The following is a 19568-nucleotide window of genomic DNA, read 5'->3' as shown; positions in this document are numbered from 1 at the left end:
CACCTCCCCTTAACAATGAATTACCTAATTGTAATTTCTTCTGTGGTAAGTTCTTTTGTATAATTACCCTTAACTTGTATTACTAAATCAACTGAATGAAGTAATTGAGGGGTCCAATACTCACTTAAAAACTCTCTAAGTTCAACAACATTAAATTGTCCAAAATACAAATTTGATTTTTCATCAAATGAGATTTTTATTTCTTCTTTCGAAATAAAATCATCATCATTAAACGTCGTTTTTACGAGTGCTGTTAATTGCAAATCAGTAACTTCCCGCTTTGAAAGAAGATTAATTACTTTGAACTTAAACAAATATGATTCTTCCTTTTGAACTTGAATGTCTTGAGTAAAATCATGGAATGAAACTAAATAATCGCTACTCTTATAAACATCAACGCTAATATTTCCTTTTTCCACAAAAATGTGCTTTGATTTCTGTATAGTTTCTTTTGTAATTTTTCTAAATGCACCTTTTCCTTCGTGTTTATGAAGTATTATATAGTCATATGGTGCAGTTATTCCAAGTTCATTTAGAAACTCATTAAGATTTTTATCATCCCCTCCACCTTCAAGAACTGCCCTTATAGCATTCTCATTAATAGTTGGATTATATTTATGAGTCTCTCCAAATACATCTTGATAAGACAAGCTCATAACTCTTTCTCGATCACGATACATGATTTCAAGCTCATGTAATCGATTAATAACATCATATCTGACAAAAACGTTTTCTTCATCATCAATATTTACGTTGAACCGCGGTCTAGCTATTCCTAAAGTTTCATACAATATTTCATTATTATCTTTGACAATTACATTATACTGATGGTGGAAAAATTCTAAGCTTATCTCTGGTTCTACTCGTTCAATATTATAAATAATTAATCGTTTTTTTTCACCAGTACTCCCCATGGAATCAACTGCAAGAACCTCTAGTTCATTTCTTCCAGGGCTTAATTCAAGTAATTGCTCTACCTCAGCTTTAATTAGTCTATGATCTGAATTATTCACACTATAATATAGACCACTAATAGGATACGTCCCTTTAAATATATCATTAACTATAAAGGTTACTTTACCCGAAACTATTAAGCTACCTTCTAATTGTGTAGGAATAATTTTCTCTGCACTTACAGAAAATTCGACTTCTGGAAGCACTAATTCCTCTACTTTTTCAACTGATACAACATCTGGTCGCATTGGAACATCATCTTTATCTGTTTCTTTGACTATCAAACTAACTTCCTCTAAAGATTTAGCTAAGTTTAATTCTAAACTTATTTTAGGGTTAATATTGATTGTTTCAAATGTACCTATATTACTTGTTGTACCATTAAGGTAACTTTGAATTGCTATAGAAGTTGGACCTTCATCAAAAGCCTCTACTATAACTTTTGGGGTGTTGGCTTGTTCGGTGGTACTAGCTGCACTTGGGATAAAAATGTATGTTGTGTTACCAATAGTAGAAACTTCATATATGTCATCAAACAAGTCCTCAAAGTCCTCATCGTCTACTACCTCAATATTTCCATACACAATATCTCCATTTTGATTTGTAATAGAGACAGTAACAGGACAACCGATTTTCACTATAAATCCACTAAAAGCAACATCACGAACTTCATCGAAACTGCGTTTAATTGAAACATCGTCAGGCACTGGATCAGCTAAATCATTAACAATATTTAAAACTAAATTCATAATGCCGTAATTCTTAGGCAATTTATTATGAGTTGTGTTAACAAAATATTTATTAGGTGTTTCAGAAACTGCACTTATTATGGGAACTGTTCCATCACCATTGTCAAACTCTAACCCTGGTTCATTAACAGAGAAATCCTTTATTGTATATATTGTCTTTTTTCCATATCCAATGATTTCATGGTGTTCAACATTCATTTGCCGATGGAGGAGTTCTTGAAACTCTAATACAATTTGACCATAAGGCTCTCCGCCTAAACCAGCATTAATTAATGGTACAAATAAATCACTTTCAATATCATTCCAATCTGTAACAGGAACACCATTCGATTCATAAAAGTGAGGTTTATTAAATTGAATTGTTCTTTGATGATATTGTTCATTCGGTAAAAGTTGATAAAGACTTGGAAAAGATGGCGCTACTGCTTTTGAAGTTACTGTTGTTAATAATATTGGAATTAATTCAGGTATATTAACACCATATTTAATAGCCTTATAAGCAAACGGCGCTCCATTCCAAGGAGTGCCTAAGGTAATAATTTTTTTGATTTTTTTTATAACCTCATCTTCTGAATACTGATTTATAAATAATCTTGCTAATATTCCTCCCATACTGTGTGCGACAATATATACGTCATCCCCTAGATTTTCCAGTTCACCTTTTAGAATTTCAAGATGACTTGGATTACTAGCTCTCCAATCATATGGGAATGTAGTAACTTTTAGTCCGTTTCTCTCAAGATAATTTTCAATTCTTCTGTAATACAGCCACAAACTATCGTGTGCATCTAAATTATTTTCAGGATATACTAGATCTTTGTAACTATTTACTATTGAAGCATTAGGCCAAACTGTAAGTTTCTCCTCTTTCTTTTTCAACCGACTACCCATAAGCCCGGGAAGTAAAAGTATTTCTTTTGCCACAAGTCTCTTCCTTTCTTCCTCCAACAATCGTAATTTGCATATTTATTCTATATTCTCATTAAATGACCTCCATTTTCAACAAGAATTTACACACAATATCTCTATTAGATTAATATTCCTTAGTGTGTTCTTGTACGATATATAAGCCTATAGCATAGGCCTATTATCCTAAGTAACAGACTACCGGAAGTCAATTACGGATGCTAGAGTAGACTCATTTCCACTTCATACCCGCTTCGGCAACAACTTCGCATACTTCCTCCGCAACCGATGCAGCTCCTCACTCCCAGCAAGCGCAGCTTGCTCCCGCTCTTTCCCTACCGCGACGATTAGCGCCTCTATGACGGCGATCGGCGCCACCATCGAGTGGAACTCCCAGAGCTGGCCGCGGGCGGTGAAGAGGGAGATGTCTGCTTTGGCGAGCATGGGGCTGACGGCGAGGTCGGTGATGAGCAGGGTGCGGCAGCCGCGTTCGAGGGCGAAATCCAATAAAACGGACATCTCCGGGGATTCGGAGACGAAGCCGAAGATGACGATGACGTCCTCCGGACGGATCGGCACCATGCTCTCGAATAGCTCGTGGCCACCGCGGTCCAGGCGGCGGACATCCGCTCCGAAGCGTGATAACCTAAAGTTCATTAACGCCGTTAAGCATTCGGCGGAGCCGGGGCCGTAGATGTGGACGGTGCCCGCTCCGGCGAGCATCGCAGCTGCCGCATCAAAATCCGCCTGATCGATACGATCGGCGGACTGCTGCAGGTAGTCTGCTACGCTCAGCACATTAGCGGCGGCGCCGCTCTCTCCGCCAACCTTGTCAAAGGCAGATTGCAGCTTCCGGGCAGGAGAAAGCAGCGCCTCGTCTTTGACGCGCTGCTTGAATTCCTTCAGGTTCTTCGAGCCGACCTCGGCCCAGAAGCGAGAGACGGTGGAGACGCTCACGCCGCATGCCGCTGCGATATCTTCTTCTACCATGAACGGGACATCGTCCATGTTCTTGCTTATATAATCCGCGATCCGCTGGTGACCGCGTGTCAGCTTCTCCGTCTCAACTCCGAAAACCATACGATTCTCCTCCGTCTGCACCCTGTTAGACTACAACTTCGACTTTCTTCTTGAGCAGCTTCTTCACGTAATTCGCCGCACGTACCTGCAAGTCAAGGCTTGGCGTGATGACACGCTTGTAAGCCCCTGAACGAATCGCTTCCTTCAACTCGGCTACGGTCTCGAAGTCTCCATCGAACTGGTTATATACGCAGCCCACTTGGAACATCTGGTGCGCGTCGCTTCCCGCGATAACCGGTACGCCAAGCTCGGCGCCAAGCGTTAGTACTTTCGCGATATTTTCCTGGATGCCGATCTCATGCAAGTCTTTGCCGTTCAGGTCGAACGCATCGAACCGCTTGAGCAGTTCCTTGTCGATATGGTAGAGATGGTTGGATTCGCGGTATGGGTGTCCGCCGATGACCATCAGGCCGCGCGGGTGACACAGTTCGAACAGACGCTCCAGTCCGATAAAACGATCCGCTGTCAGGTGATCTTCCAGCACTGCGCGTACTTCAAGCAGCTTAGCCTTCGGACCGCTAACGAGGATATGGCCGCCTTCAGCTACGTCGACTTCCATGCCCGTGAACAGCTTGAAGCCGTCGACATTGTAGTAGTGATTGTTGCAAGGATACATCTTATCGAGCGTGCCGTATACGTCCTCGAAGCGGTGCGTGTTGAAATGCTCGGTCAGCGTTATGGCATCGAGTCCATGTGCTTTTGCTTCATTAATCATGCTATTAAAATGTTCGATCTCAAAGTTGGTTTTCTTCGAAAGTTTAACGTGAATATGAAAGTCGATCTTCATGAGTGGATTCCCCCGGTTCATTGTTGTGTGTTACATATTGTAATTCCATTCGGATACCTGTCTTCTTATCGTAAGCGTTCATCTGCTCCTGGCGAAGCACGGCATATAGGGTGGTGCCCGGTTCATACTCGGACTCGCCGATGACGCGGGCCATCAATGACATGCCTGCGGTGTCCAACTGGACAAGCGTCTCTGCACCGGATGGGAATACCGCCGACACCGACATCGCGATGCTGCCCGGACGGCGCTCCTCGTACAGCCGGATATCCTCCGGCCTAACGGTAAGCACCACTTCCTGCCCGTCTTGCATAGTGGATCCATCACCTCCAAGAGGAATCAACACCACCGGCGTCTCCAGCCAACTGAGTCCTTCCTCGTCTGTACGGACAACTCCCTCCAGCCGGTTCATTTGCATCCCCGCGCTTCCGATAAACTCGGCGACTTGAAGCGTGTTTGGACGCTTATACAGCTCGCGCGGTTTATCTAGCTGGACGATCTGTCCGCCGAAAAAGACCGCAACCTTCGTCGACAATGTCATCGCCTCATGCTGGTCATGCGTGACGTAGATGACGGTCGTGTTCAGCTCCTGATGGAGCCGCTTCAGCTCGGCGCGCATCTCGACGCGCAGCTTGGCATCGAGGTTCGACAGCGGCTCGTCGAGCAGGAGAATATCCGGCTCGGTGACAATAGCGCGGGCGATGGCGACGCGTTGCTGCTGGCCTCCGGACAGCTCGCTTGGGTAGCGGCCGGCAAGCTCGGCGATGCGCATTTTGCCTAGCGCAGCCTCGACCTTTTCGCGTACAACCGCCTTCGCCAGCTTCCGTACTTGAAGACCAAAGGCGACATTTTCGTAGACGGTCATATGCGGCCACAACGCATAACTCTGGAAGACCAGGCTTAGCCTGCGCTTCGACGGCTCCATATGGAATTGCGTCTCGCCGTTTGCGACTTCGCGTCCACTGATCGTGATCGTTCCGGCGTCGGCTTTTTGCAGGCCGGCGATGGTGCGGAGCAGCGTGGTTTTGCCGCAACCGGATGGCCCGAGGAACGTCATGAAGTCCCCTTGCTTGATCGTTAACTCAATATTGTGAAGAACCTGCTTTCCATCCAAAGCGACATGGATGCCCTGCAGCTCGATTGCATTCATGGTTATTGCCCTCCAATCCCTTGCGTCAGGTCGGCTTTGCCGAATTTCACCGCGAGGAAATATACCGTAATGACGATCGCAATAATGATCATCAGGATGACATTCGTCAGCTGCTCATAACCCTTCTCGGCATAATAGAAGGTAATGGTCGTCAGCGTCTCCGTACGCGGAGTGATGAGCAGAATAATCAGCTCCATCTCCTTCATCGCCCCGATAAATACGAGGAGGAACGCCGACATTAAGCTTTTCTGATTCAGTGGCAGCAGTATCCTTCGGAACCTCGTAAACCACGAAGCCCCGCTAATCTGCGCCGCTTCCTCCAGCTCCTTCCCGATCTGCATCATCGAAGCGCTGCCCGCTTTGACGGTGAACGGCAGTTCTTTCACGACGGTAATTAAGATAAGTAACGTAATTGTCCCGTACAAAGCCGGAATAATTAAGGTTGGTTTCGCAAACATCGAGATGTAAATCGCAGCAAGCGAGATGCCCGGAATGAGATACGGCAGGAAAGACACCTGATCCACCATTCGCCCGATCCACGACTGTCTGCCCCTCGCTACTACATAACCGAGCACAAGCCCGATCACCGCCGCAATGACGGAAGCGACCCCCGCGATATACAGGGAATTTTTGAGCGCGAGCATAAAAATATCGTTGTGCAGGACGCCCTTCTCACCGGTGTTAATGTCCGGATCGGAGCCGCCCCACCAGTAATGCGTGGTGAAATTGCTGAGCGAATAGACGCCTTCCTTCAGCATAAAAGACTGGAACAGCAGCACGAGCAGCGGCACCACGGAGATCAGAATCATCACAACCGCCGCCGTCCCCGCCGCCGGATATCTCCACCGTCCAAGAGAAGTCAGCGTTCTGGCGCTGTCTTTGCCCGTAACCGTGACGAAGCTTTTCCTCCGCCCCACTACCCGCTGGTTCAGATAGATCGTCAGCATCGAGATGATCATCAGCGTCAGGCTAAGCACATTGGCTTCGGTCGTCAGCCGCGAGCGCATGCTGGAATAGAGCATCGTCGAGATCATATAGAAGTTGACGGGCGTACCGAGCAGAGCCGGAACCCCGTAGGAGCTGATGGCCTTGGTGAAGATCAGGATAAAACCGGATAAAATCGACGGCAACACCAGCGGAAACACAATCCGCCGCAAAATCGTCCACCGAGCCGCTCCCGTCACGCTTGCCGCCTCTTCGAGTTGGCTGTTCATCGAGCTTAGCGCCGCCCCAACGATGAGGAAGAAAAACACGCTGTCGTGAATGGACAGGGACACCACGATTGGCACAAAGCCGTAGGACAGCCAGTCCGGCGGAGACACATGCAGGAGAGCTTCCATAATGCCGGGCGTTCCGCCGATTTTGCCGTTTTTGAAGAAGGTGAGCCACGCCTGCGAAATAATCCATGATGGCAGCAGGTACGGGATGACGGCCAGGAAAGCGATCGTTTTTTTCCACGGAACATTCGTCCGCACGACCAGCCACGCCAGACCGCACCCGATCAGCATCGACAATGCCGAGACGGCGAAGCCAACGCCAAGCGAATTGAGAATCGGCTTATAAAACAAATTCATGCTCATATCGCTCGCCAGCACGCGGGTCCAGTGATACAGCGTAAAATGCCCCGGGTTCGCCTCTCCCGTCAGACGGACATCCTGCTGCCTCCATAAGAAGGTCGTATACAGGATTTTCATGACCGGCCAAGCGATCGTGTACGCCAGGAAGAGTAACGCCGCCAGCCCGATCAAATGAACGGGGCTTCTCAGCCAGTTAGTGAGCCCGTTATAGAACCGCGTGCTTCTCACGGTTAGCGCCCGTTTGTTCGCCAATTCTCTCTCCACCTTGCGTCAGTTATTTTTGCTTAATCCAGAAGTCGCGTACTTTCGGTGCGGTTTTGTACAACGCATCCCCATCGAACAGCCACAGGTTGAGCGATTCGAACGAGATATCGTTCTTCGTCTTCACGTCCGAACGCGGTACCCATGAGCCCACTTCGTTGAACGGAGCCAAGCCTTCGCCCGTGCCTTCCTTCTCGCCCATCATCCAGCGGATGAACAGCTTCGCGGCTGCTTCGTGAGGAGCTTTGTTTGCGATGAAAAAGTACCCGGAATCCGGAACCGATGTTTTCGGCTTAATGTCATAGATCGGGGCAATCGTCCAGCCCTTCTCTTCGTTCTTCGATACGTCGCCGGATACCGCCAGGCCAAGAGCGTCGCTCTTTGCTTTGCCGATGGCGTCGAGGACGTCGTCGCTTCCTTTTAACACGATAAGGCCGTTGTCGAACAACTCTTGGATGAACTCGTAGCCCGCATTGTCCGTACCGTTCAGGACGATGTCCTTGCCGAACTTCTCTTTGTAAGCCGCCGCCATGTCGTCGCTGTTAATGACCATCGTCGTGAACAGGTCCATAAACGCCGGGGAGCTAAGCGGATCGGCCGTGTACACTTTGCCTTTGAACTCCGGAGTCGTCAGATCCCACCAGTTCGTTACGGGCGCTTCCGCGTATGTAGATTTATTGTAGAAAAGAGTTCGGAACTCCACGTAGTTCGCATAAGCTTCCGCTTGCGTGCGGTAAGGCTCGTCGACCATCGGCGCGATATCCTCCGGCAAGTATTTGAGGTAGCGGCCCGTCATGACCATCTCTTCCTCAACCGCCCCGCTAACTTCCTTCGTAATAATAACGTCCGGGTTGAACTGTCCCGCGTCCTGCTCTTTGCTTACCTTGTCCATCATCTCGTCGGACTTCACCTTGCTGACCTCAACCTTAATGCCCGGGTATTGCTTCATAAAAGTTTCCGCCGCGTCGTTCGCGCGTCCGGAGGTAGAATAAACGATCAGCTTGCCATCTTCCTTCGCTTTCGCGTACAAGTCGTCGACCGACTCGGCTGCCGGAGCAGAGGATGCGTCCGCGGCAGGCGCCGTTGATGCGTTAGCGTTAGTATCCGTGCTGGCCGGCGGATCTGTCGGAACGGCGTTCGAGAGTGTATTCGAGCTGTTGTCTGCTCCGCATGCGGACATGATTGTCATAGCGGATACGGCTGTAAGTAAGACTAAGGCTGGCTTTTTCTTCGGGAAACGGTTCAACATAAGGATAGCTTCCTCCTAGATAGATGGGCTCTCCACGGCCTCATCCTCATATGTTTTTCTCTACATGTCAAATCATAGAGCCCGAATGTAAGCCGCATGTTATGGGGATATGGAGGTTTAGTAAAAAACTATTATTTTTCGTATGATGAAAGTTTTCGTTCATTTTTGAGGGGGGGGATTTGAAGGGGGAAAGCATCTTACAAATAAAGGAACTCCCTATTGTGGACCGAATATTTATATGAACTAAACCGATAAGCAGAAGGAGATAAGCGCCTGTGACTAGATCTATCATCCATATTATTTCAAGTATCGTATGCCTTTTGTTGCCGATCATCTTCTCGCTATATATGTTGTGGGATATGCATCAACCGAAAATCGGACCCGTTGGCGACGGCAAATCGCATTACTTCACTTTTCCTCAAGTAGTGCCATTAATTAGCTGCTTCCTTATGGGAGCCTTGAATTTACCCGTTGCCATTGCGCGTTATCGACAACAGAAACGGATTCAGGAAACCAACAAAGACAATGAAATCTAGAAAGGGTGCATATGCACTCCTCTCACTCATGTTTGGATTTCATCCAGCACAAACTCCACACTTGGACTGCCACCCTTCCCCACACTTGATCGGAAAGAAGCATTTCTCTTAAGCCCTATAAAGCACCCGCCCTTATTGCCTGCGTTGCACCAAATGCAGCATATGAGCGCTCGAGAGCCCAGTAACCCGGTTTATCCTGCATGGATTCCAGTATATTCCGCGTATATCGGCCAAAATGAACCAAATTCCCGATATATACTGCATTCAGTGCAGCATATTCGCTCCTCCCCCCTATTTCGGCCCATTATGCTGCACTTCGTGCAACGTAGCTCAATCTCGGTAGTTAGTTTGTTTGATAGCTAGCTCGGTTAGCTCGGTTAGCTCGGTTAGCTCAGCTTGCTCGGTTAGCTCGGTTAGCTCGACTAGCTCGGTTAGCTCAGCTAGCCCGGTCCTCATTAGCTAGTTGGCGGCAGCCGGCGCGCTAACGCAAAAAAGCCCCCGGAGAGCATCACGCTCCCCAGGGGCTTCCCGTTCTTACAAGCTCAGCTTCGGCTCATCCGTAAGGATAATCGAATCCGCAACTTTACCGTCCGATTCAAATACGATAATCTCGTTCTTGCCCACTCTCAGGATTGGTGCAGGCACGTACAGGCGCGCTTGCGGGCCAATCTCCCAGAAGCGGCCGATGTTAAAGCCGTTCACGACTACGAACCCTTTGCCCCAGCCCGTTACATCAACGAAAGTATCGCCCGCTTCTTCCACGTCAAACTCAAAACGGGAGAAGCTTGGCTGGCCTTCACTGTACCCTTTGGAGAAATCCACTTGGTCCAGGTTGTCCATCGGCAAGCTGAACATATCCCACTCGCTATGGAAAGCTCCGTTCACGATAACGCCGTCTTTGATGCCCTTATGCTGATGGTTCATCTTCACGGAATAATTGACGCGTCCCATGTTCTCAACGAGAATGCCCAGTTCATTACTAGGGGCGGTCAGTTCCAGCTCCTGCTTAACGCCGATCTCATGATCGTATTGCGTCAGCTTGAGCTCGTTATTAATGAAGGTATGCGCACGGTCCATACACGTGATCAAGCGGTAATCCTCAATGCGGCGAGCTGGACCAATGTTGCTGCGATAATAAATATAACCCGTGCTCTGGTTCAATTCTTCCATCGTCAGCGGATAAGCGGAATGCACGCCCGCGCTCAAAGTATCTAACGTTGCGAATAAAGATACCCGATTCGTTACCTTCAACTCGCCATAAGCGGCTTTCTTAATAACCGTCGACAACGGAAAATCCGGGATCTCCGCATGCTGGCTAATTACCTTTTTAAACAATTCATACTTCGGCGTAATGTCGCCCCACTCGGTCAGCAAGGCATCGTAATCATAGCTTGTTACGTCCGGAGCCAGCTTCTCGTAGTAGTTCGCGCCACTTGTGAAGCCAAAGTTCGTGCCGCCATGGAACATGTAGATATTAACCGAACCTTCTTCGAGAATATCCGCAAGCTCTTGTGCGGCACTGTCCCCGTCGGTTGTGTGATGCTTCTCGTCTCCCCAAGCGTCAAACCAACCGATCCAGAACTCCATAACCATAAGCGGTTTTTCCGTGCCGTGGAACTCCCTTAACCGCTTGAAATGCTCTTTGATCTTAGAGCCGCAGTTAATAGTAGGAAGAGCTTGATCCGGGATCGAACCGTTCTCCAGCATATCATGCCACGGACCGTCCGATGTGACCAAAGGCACGTTCACGCCTTTTTCAATCATTAAGTCCGCTAATTGTTTCATGTAAGTCTTGTCGTTCGCGTAACCGCCGTATTCATTCTCCACTTGCATCAAGATAATCGGTCCGCCATGCGTAATTTGCATGTCCAAGACTTGCGGAAGCAGATGTTCGAAGTAACGGCTCACTTTCTCCATGTAAGGCGGATAGCTGAACCGCAGCTTCATCATAGGATCCTTCAGCAGCCAATAAGGCAAACCTCCAAACTCCCATTCCGCGCAAATGTAAGGCGCCGGACGCAAAATAACGAACAACCCTACTTCTTGCGCCGTTGCGATGAACTCTCTCAGGTTAAGACCATCCTCGAAAGCGTAACTTCCCTCTTGCGGCTCGTGCATATTCCAAGGCACGTACGTTTCAACCGTGTTGCATCCCATGAGCTTCAGCTTCTCGAGACGGTCACGCCAATACTGCGGCACGACGCGGAAATAATGAATTGCTCCCGAGATGATTTTGAAAGGCTTATCGTTCAAATAAAACTGCTCTTTGATTTCAAATTTACTCGCCATAACTCCCAAATGCCCTCCTGTTAGATCGTGGATCCAAGAATCTCTACTATTGTACCAACAATATGAGCATCCAGCTTGCGGCTCTCCAAATTTCTAACGACTTTGGAGAAGTTCGGTTCCCCGCAGATCATGTTGTATAATTCCAGCTTCAGGTTAAATTCGATTTGAGCCCGATGAAGGAAATCATACACCCGCTTCAACTTGTCCCGCTCTTCTACCCGATTATGCTCTAGCGTCACTTGAATCATATCGGTATTTCGAACGTTCTTCAATAGAATGGTCAATTCTTGCTTGCTCCATTGGTATTCCGCCTCTACCAACTCGTTATTTACCGTTACCGTTACTTGCTGCTGCGGCACGTTAACGAGCACAATCCGGTAATCGCGATATTCGGGCGCAACCGCCAGCTCCCCTTGAGCCGGATGGATCGTGAAGGTCGGACGCTCTTGCCAAGCCAGCTCATACTCCGTTCCTAACCAGCTTTCTTGACCGTATTGTTCGTTATTGTGATCTTCCCACATCGTGAATTGTCCGGAAGCGCCGGCGAACACCCGCAGTTCCAACTGCGAAGGATTGTTAATGGCATTAGTAAAGGTCGTTAAATCCGCAAGAGGCACGATGCTGCCCATTCTCGCAAGCACCGGAATTTCGTTAATGCCCCGGTAGAACGTAACGCGCGTATTGCCGGAGTAGATTTGGCCCGTGAAGAAATCGACCCAATCGCCTTCCGGCAGCCAAGCGCTAACCTCGGCAACTTGCGAACGGCGTTCAACCGGTTCGGTAATTGGCGCTACGATAAGCTCCGTTCCGAAATAATATTGATTCTGAACCTGATAGGCATCTTCATTCCAAGGATTGTTATAATACATCGGCGCGACGATTGGCTTGCCTTGTTCGTGAGCACGCTTGTTCATGGAATAGAGATACGGAATCAGGCGATGTCTGAGACGCAGGAATTTCTCCATCGCTTGTTCAAACGGCGGTGCGTAATTCCATGGCTCTTTGCCGGAAAATACGTTATCCGAGCTATGCAGACGGTTAATCGGCGAGAATACGCCGAATTGAATCCAGCGGGTCACCATTTCATCGTCTTTGTAGCCGTACATATGCCCGCCGATGTCATGACTCCACCAGCCGTATCCGATATTGCTCGCGTTAGCCGTGAAATAAGGCTGGAATTGCAGCGACTCCCAGGTCGCATGCGTATCGCCCGAGAAGCCAATCGGGTAGCGATGGCTGCCCGCTCCGGCATAACGGGAGAACGTTAACGGCCGCTTGCCATGCTTCGCATTGTCGAGATAATGATAGTGGTTCAGCATCCAGAGCGGATCTAGCCCTTCGACCTTCGAATGAGCTCCTTGCTGCCAATCGATCCACCAGAAATCTACGCCCATCTCTTCGTACGGGTGATGAAGCACTTTGAAATAAGCATCCGCAAAGGTCGGATCAGTGAAATCAAATGGAATCATCGGATTCCGTTCGCCTTCGATGCCAAGCGCCGCCTTCATTTCCGGATACATCGCTTCGCTTGGACGAACGCCGTCCGCCGGATGCAAATTGAGCGTAACCTTCAGGTTCTGGTCATGCAGCCAGCCCATGAAGCCTTGCGGATCGGGGAACAATTCTTTGTTCCAGGTATAGCCGGTCCAGCCGCTTCCGTACTTCGGATCAATCTTCGTTATATGCCAGTCCATATCGATAACCGATACCGCAAAAGGAATTTCCTTGTTCTTGAATTCGGTCATTAACGTTTTGTAGTCCTGCTCGCTATATGGATGATAACGGCTCCACCAGTTGCCAAGCGCAAACCGCGGCAAGAGCGGCATCGCGCCCGTGAGATGGTAGAAATCTTTCAACGCCTGCCAGTAGTCTCTTCCGTAACCGAAGAAATATAAATCGATGGTCTGCGTCAGTCTCGGAGAAATCCAGCCGTCTTCGGTACTCTCGAGCGATTTGCTGTCGTCCAGAAGCGCGTACCCTTCCTTTGATAAAATGCCCGGCTCGAGCGGAAGTGCGCCGTTAATATCGTCAAGCGTCCGGGCGGTCCCCTTCAAATCTTTCGGTACTTCGCCGTAATGCCAAGTTTTCATATAGCGGCCCGAAATGTCGTTCACATGAACGGAAAGGCCATTGCCCGAGAAGGCTTTTTTGTCGTATTTAAGCAGCAGTTCGCTGGTTTGGATCTCCAAATACTCCTCTGTCTCGTACACTTCAAATGCCGGCGTTGCAAAATCCCGGTTAATGACCGTTTGCGAAGGCAAATCTTCGAATTTGCCCTGCTCGTTATATTCCATGCGGATCAGACGGCTTGTTAATACGGTAAAACGATACTTCTCTCCAAGGAGGATTGACTCGCTCCGCGCAATCGGAGCCGTTGTTAGACGTTGCTTCGTAATCATGATGTTCTCCTTCTCTTCTATTGAAATAGAAAGAGCTGTCCATTCAGTCATGGATTGACTAAACGGACAGCCCTTTCTCATGGCAGATCAATTTCTTCTCAAACTAAGCTACGGGTACCCAAGTGCCTGTCGCGCCGCCAGCCAAAGTTACAACCGCGCCGGACGTAACTACGCGTTCTACGCCTTCGCTAGTAAACTTCCATTCCGAGCCGTTCGGATGAACCGCGCTCAGATCAACCTCAAACGTGCGTTCTTCCGTTCCCAGGTTCGTCAGACGGAAAGCTTTCTCTTCGTATTCGTAGCTCAGCTGGTATTCGCTTTGCTCCAGCACGACTTTACCGGTCTCAACCAATCGCGGAGCGATTTGCAGGTCCGCTGCGAACGTCTGGCGAATGCCCAGGTATTCATGAATAAGTACCCACGAATAAACGCAAGGATATTCATAATAATGAGCCGCGCCATGCCAATCTTTATCGTCAATATAATAGACATAGTTCATGTCGTAACGTTCGCCCATAATGTAGCCTTCTTTGGCTGCTTGCTCGGACACGCGCTTCAGCTGCTCCAGCAGCATGTTGCCGTTTTTCTTCCATGTCCAGAACGCCGCATCCCAGCACCAGTAACGGCCAGCCGCGCACAAGTCGTATGGACCGCCATCGCCAATCTCGGAATCCGTATATTGATCGATATGGGCGGCAAGGAAGGTCGGGAAGCGTTGGAATTGGCTAAGATGCTCGTTAACGAGTGCCATTACGCTCTCTTCTTGCTCCTTGGACGTATAGCCGAACAGGACAGGCAGGATGTTGGCAAGCAGATGAATATGGTCATGCGAATCGCCGTTGCGATCTACCCAATCGACGAACCGGGAGTTTGTCTCATCCCAATAGCCCATTGGAAGAGGTTTCGCCAGACTGCTTCCAAGCAGAGCTGCCACTTCTTTGTAATGCTTCTCCCGCTCTTCGCGGCCGAGCTGCTTCTCCAGTTCAGCGAGCAAGTTGAAGGAATGTGCCGCCAGTGCCGTCGCGAACGTCTCGCGACCGTCTTTAATGACTTGATCCTCGTAATACACATCGGACCACAGGCGGCCGAAGCGGTCCATCTGGTCTTCGATGCACGAAGCAGCGCCTTCCAGCTCCGCAATATGTTGTCGCAGCCAGTCCAGATCTTTCGTCGCAGCCGTGTAGAGCCATGCCGATTCCAGAATTTCTACGTTGCCGGTAATAAGGAACATAATCGCGTTCTCGCGGCCGTCCATGCTGCTGCGGCGAACATGGTATTCCCGGTCGCCGTCCGGCTGAATCGCGCAAGGATTGCGCCACAGACCTTCCGGATCTTCTCTCATCATTCTGAACTGCAGTTCCATCATCCGGCGGACAACGTCATAGTCCAGGTTATTGCCCCAGCTCATGCGTCCTTTAATTTGGAACTCATGATCAACGTCCGGATAAGTGCCGCTATATTTCGAATGAAGCGTACTTAGTACATAACCTTCCGAATCCGGATATTGCGAAGCGCGGGTACGCTCGATGACCGATGGAAGCATCGTTCCCCAGTAGAGAGAAGCGAGGGTATGCCCCAGCTGCTCTCCATGGCCGAACTCCAAGCGGAACCGGTTGCCGAACGTATCGGCTTGCGGCCGGCTCTCGTAAGCAACCAGCTCGCATGATTCTGCATGGACACGGACTACGACGGATTCCTCCGTACGGGTAATCGCAATCTCGCCGTCCGATTTAATGAGCCAAGAGCCGTTCGCGGAATCGGGATCCGCGGGAAGCACCCATGCATAACCTTTGCCCGCAACCGTTTGATGTTCCGCGTCCATCGGCAGCACGTACCAGTCCTTATTGCCGTTGCTGTCGTCTAATACGAACGATGGCCCTTGCGCCATTTCCAGTTCGATTGTTCCTGTATCTTGCGCGGTAAGCTTGTAAGATTGGCCGTCCAATTTCTCGCTTATTGCGTTCATTCGTTTGATAATTCCGTTTACCAATGTGTCTACCGTCACTGTGTGACACCTTCCTTTATCTCATTGCCTAACGACGGGTTATTTGCCCATCCGCTCCGCATTCTTTTGATAGTTCGCCGTCCAATAAGCTTCAACCTGCGGGAGTCCCAAGGAATCTGCTTTTTTCAGGAATTCTTCGTAAATGCTCATGCTCTCTTCTTCCGATTTGGCAAAAATCATCTTAACGCCATATTGCGAGTACAAGTCGGATACGCGCTTCAGGATAATGCCTTCTTTGCTGTTTGGCATCGGATCGAGGTTCTCAAGCTCCGGCACGTATTTCACTTTGTCGCCGAACATCTTGTTGTATTCGATAAACGCAGGGTCCGTGTTGTTCCATTCCGGTTCATTCCACCAAGCCGCGTTTGTTGCGAACCAATACTCGCCAAGACCGTTCTTGGAGGATACGCCGGACCAGTCCTTTTGCTTCACTTCCCAATATTCAGGCAGATAGAGCGGTTTGCCGTCTACCATGCTGTAATGCGGGCCGTTTACGACATCGCCGCTGAACTTGTCGCCTTCTACGCCCCACTTCGCTACCATATGGCCTTGCTTGGAAGCCATGTAAGCGAGGAAACGAATCGTGCGTTCCGGATGTTTGTTGGACTTCGGAATACCAAACGCGTTCCAGCCGCCGCCCGTTCTGTATTGCGTATACGAATCAAACGGAGCCATCACTTTGTAGCTTGTATTTGGGTTGTCGGAAGGCGTCTTTGTGCCTTCGCCGATTGCCCATGCGTAGGAAATCGTTTTGCCGCTGTTGATTTTCTGAGTGAAGATGTCTTTCGTATCGATAAACGTATCTTTCGTAAGCAGATCAAGCGTGTTCAGCTTGTTCATGAACTGCAGTTCTTGCTTGAACTTGTCGCTGCGGAAGCCGGCTTCGATCTTATCGCCGTTGATGCTGTAACGATAGTTGCCGAACATGTTGTTTGTTCCGAGTTGGAAGTCCTTGTCGTTCACGAGATCTCCAACATTGGCGTAGTAACCCATTTTGTCCGGGTGCTTCGCTTTAATTTGCTCAAGAGCGGCTGTAAAAGCTTCCGGCGTGCTGATGTCCGGGTTGCCGATTTCTTCGAGGTAATCTTGGCGGATCGACCATTCCGGCTGATTCGTGCCGACCAGGGCATTGTATTTCTTCACTTCTTCTTGGTATTGCTCGCCTTCGATGAAGTCAACGTACATGTACGTATGTTTGTCGTCCGCTACATAGTTGGTGAACGCTTCTTTCGGCGCGTCCTGCAGAAGCTCCGGCGCATATTGGGCAGCCAGCTCGTCCAGCGAATACAACATGCCTTTCTCTACCATCAGATTCCAAGCCGGGCTGTTCTTGTCGGCCATAATAATATCCGGCAGCTTATCGCTCGTAATCATCAGGTTCAGCTTCTGGTCATCGTCGTTAACCGGCTTCGAAATCTTAACGGATACGCCCGTTTCCTTCGTAATCTCTTTTGCCGCTGAATCGGTCCAGTTGTTGGCGAACCAGGAGAAGTTTAAATACGCGTCAAGCGTAATCGGGGAAGTGTCCACTTCCCAGCTTTTTTTGCCGTCCGGAATAGCTGCTGCGGTCGGAGTAGCCGATGGCGTCGAAGACGCCTCGTTGCCCGCGTTATCATTTGAATTGGAGCATGCGCTAAATACCGTTGCGCTTACTACGCAAGTTGCCAATAGAGCCATACTGCTTTTCCACTTTTTCATAAAACATGTACCCTCCCTGGATGTATAAGTTCTCTGTTTATTAAGCTTTAATCGCTCCTACAAGCATGCCTTTCACGAAAAACCGCTGCAAGAACGGATAAAGAATGGTAATTGGCGCAATCGAGATAATCAACGTCGCGTATCTCATCGATTCCAGCGTTACGCTTGAACCGGTGTTGTTACCGATATACCGCTGAATCTCTTGCTGGGCTTCCGACAGCGACAACAGCCTGATTAAGATAACGGGCAGCGTCTGCAGGCTCTCGGTCGTAATAAAGAACGAGGAAATAAAGTAATCATTCCAATGGAATACCGCAACAAACAGCGATACGGTAGCAAATACCGGCATGGACAACGGGATAATGATTTTCCAATAAATCTTGAATTCGCTTGCCCCGTCAATAAGCGCCGATTCGGTAAGAGCCTCCGGGATATTCCGGAAGAACGACATGAATAACAGACAGTTGAAGAAACCAAACAGATAAGGAACGATGTATACCCAGAAGGTATCCAGCAAGTGCAATTTATTAAGCACCAAGTACAGCGGGATTAGACCACCCGAGAAATACATGGAGATAGCCCCCATCGATACATACACTTTGCGCAGCTTAAGGTTAGGTCTCTGAAGCGCATAAGCAGCCATCGAAGTGACAAATACGGTTGCCGTAGTGCCCACGATCGTGCGGAGCAAAGTGTTTTTCAGACCGGTCAGGAGCAAGTCCTGTTTGAACACCAGCTGGTAGTTCTCGAGCGAGAAGTCGCGCGGGAACCAGTAGATCGGCGCTTTCGCGGCATCCGCCCCATCATTCAACGATTGAATGAGTACGAAATAGAGCGGATAAAAGGTTGCTGCAAGAACGATTAGCGAAAGCCCCCATACAAGGGTGTCGACGATAATATCTTCTCTGCTTTTTCGAAATGAGTTGTTCATAGATGCCTCCTAGAAGATATTGCTGCCATTGATTTTTTTGGCTACCCAGTTCGTCAGCAAAAGCAGCGTTAACGAAAGGGTAGAGATGATCAGATCGGCAGCAGCGGCGAAGGAATACCGCATTTGAATGAGGCCGTTATCCAGCGTATAGTAACCTAGCGTGTACGAACGGTCCGTGTTGAACATGTTGCCGAGCAAATAACTTTGGTCGAAGTTGGAGCCGCCGTAGAACAGATTGCCGATGTTCAAGATCAGCATAACCATGATCGTGCTGCGGATCGCCGGTAGGTTAATGTGCCAAATGCAGCGAAGCCGTCCTGCTCCGTCCATTCGGGCCGCTTCGTAAACTTCTCCGTTGACGCCCGTGATAGCCGCGAGGAACACAATCGCTCCCCAGCCGGTCTCTTTCCAAAGATCCAACGCGCTGCCGAGTCCCCAGAACCATTTGGCCTCCGCCATAAATTCAATAGGCTCCTTCGTTAGATGCAGCGACATTAAGACGTGATTCACAATGCCTTGCGGATCGAGGAAGATCAGACAAAGCGTGGCCACAATAACATAAGACAAGAAATGGGGCAGCGTGCTAATCGTCTGAACCACTTTCTTGTAAGCGTTTGAGCGAATCTCATTCATAATGAGAGCGAATAATATCGGTGCGGCAAACGTAATGACCAGCTTCAAGATACTCATGCCGATCGTATTGTGCATCGCCATCCAGAAACGGTCATCTTCGAAAATCTCTTTGAAATGGGCAAAACCAACCCATTTGCCTCCGAATATCCCATCCGTGAGATCCGTTTCTTTGAAAGCAATCAACATGCCGAACATCGGCATGAAATTAAAGATAACCATCGCGAGGACAGCCGGTAACACCATCAGCTGCAATATAACCTGCGGACTAGAGAGCTTTCCGCGCAAGCTTGCAGAGCCTGGCCTCCTGTCGGTCGCCATCAAAGGTTTATTCATTCCTATCACTCCATCATGTTGTGTATGCTGGATC

General features: G+C 48.9%; 13 protein-coding genes. 1 reads left to right on the top strand and 12 read right to left on the bottom strand.

From position 1 onward, the window contains the following. Window positions 1-20 precede the first annotated feature (20 nt). The 6 genes from QQK89_RS07970 to QQK89_RS07945 form a co-directional block, all read right to left on the bottom strand. A complete protein-coding gene (locus tag QQK89_RS07970; protein WP_284237993.1) occupies window positions 21-2627 on the bottom strand; it encodes a lipase/acyltransferase domain-containing protein in 2607 nt (868 codons plus the stop codon). Window positions 2628-2852: 225 nt separating this feature from the next. Continuing rightward, window positions 2853-3689 carry a MurR/RpiR family transcriptional regulator gene (locus QQK89_RS07965; protein WP_284237992.1) on the bottom strand — a complete coding sequence of 279 codons (837 nt, stop codon included), beginning with the start codon at window positions 3687-3689 and terminating at the stop codon, window positions 2853-2855. A 25-nt stretch (window positions 3690-3714) separates the two neighbouring features. Then, the gene (locus QQK89_RS07960; protein ID WP_284237991.1) at window positions 3715-4476 is read right to left on the bottom strand and encodes a PHP domain-containing protein; all 762 of its coding nucleotides are present in this window, start codon (window positions 4474-4476) and stop codon (window positions 3715-3717) included. Beyond that, on the bottom strand, window positions 4448-5623 hold the full coding sequence (locus QQK89_RS07955) for an ABC transporter ATP-binding protein (RefSeq protein WP_284237990.1): 1176 nt from the start codon (window positions 5621-5623) through the stop codon (window positions 4448-4450). Before QQK89_RS07955 ends, QQK89_RS07960 begins: the two co-directional genes overlap by 29 nt. Window positions 5624-5625: 2 nt before the next feature. Next, entirely contained in the window at window positions 5626-7452 is a 1827-nt protein-coding gene (locus tag QQK89_RS07950; protein ID WP_284237989.1) for an ABC transporter permease, read from the bottom strand. Window positions 7453-7474: 22 nt separating this feature from the next. Beyond that, window positions 7475-8710, bottom strand: a complete 1236-nt coding sequence (locus QQK89_RS07945; RefSeq protein ID WP_284237988.1) for an ABC transporter substrate-binding protein — start codon at window positions 8708-8710, stop codon at window positions 7475-7477. A 275-nt stretch (window positions 8711-8985) separates the two neighbouring features. Between QQK89_RS07945 and QQK89_RS07940 the strand changes: the two genes are divergently transcribed. Beyond that, entirely contained in the window at window positions 8986-9246 is a 261-nt protein-coding gene (locus QQK89_RS07940; protein WP_284237987.1) for a hypothetical protein, read from the top strand. Between the two features lie 534 nt (window positions 9247-9780). On the opposite strand, the gene QQK89_RS07935 is transcribed toward QQK89_RS07940, so the two are convergent. From QQK89_RS07935 to QQK89_RS07910, 6 genes are all read right to left on the bottom strand, one after another. After that, on the bottom strand, window positions 9781-11535 hold the full coding sequence (locus QQK89_RS07935) for a glycoside hydrolase family 35 protein (RefSeq protein ID WP_284237986.1): 1755 nt from the start codon (window positions 11533-11535) through the stop codon (window positions 9781-9783). Window positions 11536-11555: 20 nt separating this feature from the next. Next, window positions 11556-13934, bottom strand: a complete 2379-nt coding sequence (locus QQK89_RS07930) for a glycoside hydrolase family 31 protein (RefSeq protein WP_284237985.1) — start codon at window positions 13932-13934, stop codon at window positions 11556-11558. A 103-nt stretch (window positions 13935-14037) separates the two neighbouring features. Beyond that, window positions 14038-15939: a hypothetical protein gene (locus QQK89_RS07925; protein WP_284237984.1), complete on the bottom strand. Its 1902-nt coding sequence runs from the start codon at window positions 15937-15939 to the stop codon at window positions 14038-14040. Window positions 15940-15978: 39 nt separating this feature from the next. Continuing rightward, a complete protein-coding gene (locus QQK89_RS07920) occupies window positions 15979-17637 on the bottom strand; it encodes an extracellular solute-binding protein (protein WP_284237983.1) in 1659 nt (552 codons plus the stop codon). A gap of 40 nt (window positions 17638-17677) precedes the next feature. Next, window positions 17678-18568, bottom strand: coding sequence for a carbohydrate ABC transporter permease (locus QQK89_RS07915; protein ID WP_284237982.1), 891 nt, complete (start codon window positions 18566-18568; stop codon window positions 17678-17680). 9 nt (window positions 18569-18577) lie between these two features. Further along, the gene (locus QQK89_RS07910) at window positions 18578-19534 is read right to left on the bottom strand and encodes an ABC transporter permease (RefSeq protein WP_284237981.1); all 957 of its coding nucleotides are present in this window, start codon (window positions 19532-19534) and stop codon (window positions 18578-18580) included. Window positions 19535-19568: the final 34 nt, after the last annotated feature.

This window comes from Paenibacillus glycanilyticus, assembly GCF_030161375.1.
GTDB classification, from domain to species: domain Bacteria; phylum Bacillota; class Bacilli; order Paenibacillales; family Paenibacillaceae; genus Pristimantibacillus; species Pristimantibacillus glycanilyticus_B.
Note: the sequence above shows the minus strand (reverse complement) of the source record. Positions and strands in the feature narration are given on the sequence as shown.

Bases quoted from the DNA above. Each gene is read 5' to 3' on its own strand.
- QQK89_RS07965 (WP_284237992.1), bottom strand. From the start codon at position 3,689: ATGGTTTTCGGAGTTGAGACGGAGAAGCTGACACGCGGTCACCAGCGG.
- QQK89_RS07960 (WP_284237991.1), bottom strand. From the start codon at position 4,476: ATGAAGATCGACTTTCATATTCACGTTAAACTTTCGAAGAAAACCAAC.
- QQK89_RS07955 (WP_284237990.1), bottom strand. From the start codon at position 5,623: ATGAATGCAATCGAGCTGCAGGGCATCCATGTCGCTTTGGATGGAAAG.
- QQK89_RS07945 (WP_284237988.1), bottom strand. From the start codon at position 8,710: ATGTTGAACCGTTTCCCGAAGAAAAAGCCAGCCTTAGTCTTACTTACA.
- QQK89_RS07935 (WP_284237986.1), bottom strand. From the start codon at position 11,535: ATGGCGAGTAAATTTGAAATCAAAGAGCAGTTTTATTTGAACGATAAG.
- QQK89_RS07930 (WP_284237985.1), bottom strand. From the start codon at position 13,934: ATGATTACGAAGCAACGTCTAACAACGGCTCCGATTGCGCGGAGCGAG.
- QQK89_RS07920 (WP_284237983.1), bottom strand. From the start codon at position 17,637: ATGAAAAAGTGGAAAAGCAGTATGGCTCTATTGGCAACTTGCGTAGTA.
- QQK89_RS07915 (WP_284237982.1), bottom strand. From the start codon at position 18,568: ATGAACAACTCATTTCGAAAAAGCAGAGAAGATATTATCGTCGACACC.
- QQK89_RS07910 (WP_284237981.1), bottom strand. From the start codon at position 19,534: ATGAATAAACCTTTGATGGCGACCGACAGGAGGCCAGGCTCTGCAAGC.